The sequence below is a fragment of the Streptomyces phytophilus genome (assembly GCF_013870535.1).
In the GTDB taxonomy this organism is placed as follows: domain Bacteria; phylum Actinomycetota; class Actinomycetes; order Streptomycetales; family Streptomycetaceae; genus Streptomyces; species Streptomyces phytophilus.
In genome coordinates this window covers 1-4,170 of sequence record NZ_JACBXC010000498.1, presented here as the reverse complement: position 1 = coordinate 4,170, position 4,170 = coordinate 1, and the positions used below count along the sequence as shown (strand labels likewise).

The window sequence follows — 4,170 nt, the reverse complement described above, 5'->3', positions numbered from 1 at the left end:
ACCATCGTGAGCACGATCGCCAGGTCGGGCATGGCCGCAGGCCGCGGCGGGCCGCCCGCCTCGAACTCCTCGCGCAGCCACTCCCCGTAGAGGAAGTCACCGGCCGGCGGGTAGCGCCACGGCCGCACCGCGGACTGCTCGACCACCGTCAGCTCCACCGGGCGCAGCCCGCCGGTGAAGCCGGACACCGCGAGGAGCCCGTCGAGGAGCGCCCGCCGCTCGCCGCCGGTCAGGGACCGGCGGGCGACGACGAGCACGTCGACGTCGCTGGCGGGGCGGAGTCCGCCGAGGACTGCGGAGCCGTGCAGGTAGGCGCCGACGACCTCGGGGCCGAGCACGTCGTCGACCAGCGTCATGATCTCGTGCAGCTGATCTTCCATCCGACCAGTGTCGGTCATCGGCGCCCGGCGCCGGGACTCAGGCGATCTCGATGCTGTCCAGCTCGGCGAAGAACGCGCCCTTGCCGAGGCGGACCGTGTTCCAGCCCTCGCCGAGCCGGACCTGCGTCTCCACCGTGGTCCAGTTGTCCCAGCCGGTGAAGGGGTAGTTCACCTCGCCGGCGGCGGCGCCGCCGACCGTCAGCGTGTGCGTGGCGGCCACCTGCGCGGAGCCGTCGAGGGAGCCGTTGCCGTAGCGGACGGACAGGGTGTGGTCGCCGGCCGTGGGCGTGAAGACGGAGAACTCCACGTAGCTGTCGGGAAAGTCGATGTGGCCGACGGCCTTGCCGTCGAACGCGCCGGCGGCGTCGCGGACGGTCGCGTTGTGCACGGTGGCGTTCTCCGCCTGGTACAGCACCCTGCTGCCGTCCACGACCGGGTACCCGTTCGCCCAGCCGATGCCGGCCGCGTACATCGAGCGCCGCGAGTGGTCCGCGCTCCAGCCGTGGAAGAGGATCCGGTCCCTCCCGTCCGGGCCGGTGACGACGTCCTGCCCGCCGGGGCCGACGACGGCGCCGCCGAAGGTGTCGGTGGTCATCAGCGGGTTGAACGCCTTGGTGTACGGGCCGGTGAGGCTGTCGGCGACGGCGTAGCTGGTCTTGTAGCGCTCGCCGTCGAAGAAGTCCGCCGAGTACAGCAGCACGTACCTGCCGCCGCGCTTGAGGAGCGTGGGGGCCTCGATGACGTTGCCCTCCCAGGCCCGGTCCTGGCGGATGAGCCGCGTCGCCGCGCCCGTGGTGGCGGTGCCGTTCGCGTTGACGGGCTGGAGGTGCAGCCAGGTGTCCTGGTTGCAGCAGTTGCCGTCGTTCTTCCACAGCATGTAGCGCTGCCCGCCCTCGGTGTAGCTGGAGGCGTCGATGGCGCCGCCCTGGTCGGCGGGGCAGACCAGCGGGCCGGCGCCGGCGGGCTCGAACGGGCCGGCCGGGGTCGCCGCCAGGGCGACGCCGATGCACTGCCGGTCGCTGGCGCGGTCGCGCGCGGTGTAGTGCATGGTGAAGCCGGCGCCGTTGTCGAAGACCTCGGGCGCCCACACCAGTCCGCTGTTCGGCACGGCCCAGTCGCCCAGCCGGGGCAGCACGTCGGCACCGTCCAGCGACCAGGAGGCGAGGTCGGTGGAGGTGGCGTGCTGGATGTTCCGGCCGGCGCTGTTGGTGGCGTAGGCGTGGTATGTGTTGCCGGCCTTGACGACGTCCGGGTCGGCGAAGTTCGCGTCGAGCACCGGCGGTCCGGGGGCGGCGGCCGGCTCCGGGCCTGCCGCGGCGGACGAGCCGGGGACCAGGAAGGCGGCGACGGCGGCGAGAGCGGCGGCCGCGGCGGTGGCGGCACGGGCGGGGCGCGGGGACACGGAAGCTCCTTCCGGGAGCGGACTCCGGGCGGGCGGCGCGGGCCGGCCGCGGTGGGGGGTGAGCTGCGCGCGCTATTACATCGTTGCAATCGCGGCTCACGGTAAGGAGCCGCACCGGGGGTGTCAACGACCGCGGCGGGCACGGGCGTTGCCGGGGCGGCGGCGGGTGCCCGCCGCCGCCCCCTCGCTACTGAATGGTTTCAATCCGCGGCCGCGGTCACGGCTTCCCGGTGAACGTCCACGAGCCGTGCGGCACCCGGTAGACCGCGAAGCCGGGCTCGGCCCGGACGAACTCCGCACCCTCCGGCTCCCGTACGTCACCGCGCGAGGCGCTCGGCACGTGCACCTCGGCCGTCGACCCCACCGGGACCCGGACCGCCAGGCGCACCGACGCGTCGATCCGCGACCACGACACGGCGGCCGGCCCGCGCACCGTGTGCAGCTCGGTGCGCGCCCAGTCCACCCCGGTGCGCGCGTCGGGGCGTACGGAGAACGTGCGGTACCCGGCGTCGCCCGGCCGCAGGCCGGCCACGTTCTCGTACAGCCACTGCACGACCGTGCCCTGGAAGTAGTGGTCCCGCGAGCGCGAGTCGAGCTGCCACATCTCCCACATCGTGTCGGCGCCGTTGTCGAACCAGTAGCCCCAGCTCGGGTACGTGCGCTGGGTCGCGATGGCGTGGGCGACGTCGCCGTGCCCCTCGGCGGTCAGCGCGCGCAGCAGCACGCTGGTGCCCAGCGCGCCGGTGTTGAGGTGGTTGCCGCGCTCCTCGATGTCGGCGAGCAGCGACGCGGTGACGCTCGCCCGCGCCCCCGCCGGCACCAGGCCGAACGCCAGCGGGATGCAGTTGTTCGTCTGCCGGTAGCCCGGGTCCTTCGCCGTGCGGTAGTGCCCCTCGGGCGCGAGGAACTCGGCGTTCAGCGCCTCCTTGAGCCCCTCCGCGGCGGCCAGGTACCTCTCCCGGGTGCCGTCCTCGCCCGCCAGCTCCGCCATCGCCGCGGTGTCGGTGAGCGCCCGGTGCAGGTACGAGGTGGCGGTCAGCCGGGTGTCCTCGGGCGGGTTGCCGCCGTAGCCGGGCGGCAGGTAGTCGCCGAGCGCGGTGACCGCCAGGCCGTCCACCAGCCGGTCCAGCTCCCAGTCCAGATAGCGGGTCAGCGCCGGCAGGTGGTCGCGTACGACGCGCTCGTCGCCGTACACCCGGTACATCTCCCGCACCAGGAACGGGTAGACCGTCGTCCACTCGGGCGCGGGCGCGAGGTCGCGGTAGCCCCAGCCGCCGCTGGGCACGATCACCGGCACCTGCCCCTCGGCGTTCTGGCTGTCGCGGAGGTCGTCCAGCCACTTGCCGAGCATCCGGTGCATGCCCAGCGCGTACATCATCACCGGCGCGCCCACCTGCGCGTCGCCGGTCCAGCCGTTCTTCTCGTACATCGGGGTGTCGGTGGGGATGCCGTGCAGGTTGTTCTGCACGGTGCGGCGCATGGCGCGCTCCAACTGCTCGTAGAACGGCTCGGAGCAGCCGAACGTCCCGGTGTCGGCGACCGGCGTGTGCACCACCCGGCCGACGAAGCCGCCGGGATCCGGCTTCGCGGGCAGGCCGCTGACCTGTACGTAGCGGAAGCCCTTGTACGAGAACTTGGGCTCCCACTCCTCCGCGGCCCCGCCGCCGGCGCAGATGTACTCGTCGGTCTGGAAGCGGCCCGGCACATGGCCGGTCTCGGCGTGCACGCTGCCGTCGGCCTTCAGCTTCTCGCCGTGCGCGAGCCGCACGGTGGTGCCCGCCGGGGCGCGTACCGAGAGCCGGGTCCAGCCGGCCAGGGTGCGGCCCATGTCGACGATCCAGTCGTCGCCGTGCGCGGTGACGGCGACCGGCCGGACGGAGTCGATGACCCGGATCGCGTCGTGGGGCTGGGCGCGCAGGGCCCCCTTGGGCGCCTCCCGGCGGGCGGGGCTCGCCCAGGCGGAGTCGTCGAAGCCCGGCTTCGTCCAGCCCGCGGGGTGCTCGCGGGCGTCGTAGGTCTCGCCGGCGTAGAGGGAGTCGGAGCGGGTGGGGCCCTCGGTCAGGCGCCAGCTGCCGTCGGTGGCCACGGTGGTACGGGCGCCGCCGGGGTGCTCGATCTCCAACTGGGCCAGCAGGCGGGGCTCGCCGTGCCAGGGCGGGGTGTGCCAGTTCCAGACGTTCGGGGTCGTCATGCCGTAGAAGCCGCGGCCGAGGGTGACGCCGATGGCGTTGGCGCCGCGGGCGACGAGGCCGGTGACGTCGTGGACGGCGTACAGCACGGTCTCGTCGTAGTCCGTGAAGCCCGGGTCGAGGACCTGGCGGCCGACGCGGCGGCCGTTGATCTCGGCGTCGTAGTAGGCGAGCCCGCTGATGTACAGCCGGGCGCGCC

General features: G+C 73.7%; 3 protein-coding genes. All 3 read right to left on the bottom strand.

Annotated elements, in window-relative coordinates; translation table 11 throughout:
* A partial coding sequence (locus H5J30_RS20030; protein WP_181788786.1) for a nucleotidyltransferase domain-containing protein occupies positions 1-380 on the bottom strand: 380 nt, incomplete at its 3' end.
* A 37-nt stretch (positions 381-417) separates the two neighbouring features.
* Entirely contained in the window at positions 418-1,782 is a 1,365-nt protein-coding gene (locus tag H5J30_RS20025; RefSeq protein ID WP_181788785.1) for a family 43 glycosylhydrolase, read from the bottom strand.
* Positions 1,783-1,999: 217 nt separating this feature from the next.
* The coding region (locus H5J30_RS20020) for a family 78 glycoside hydrolase catalytic domain (RefSeq protein WP_181788784.1) at positions 2,000-4,170 on the bottom strand (2,171 nt) is incomplete at its 5' end.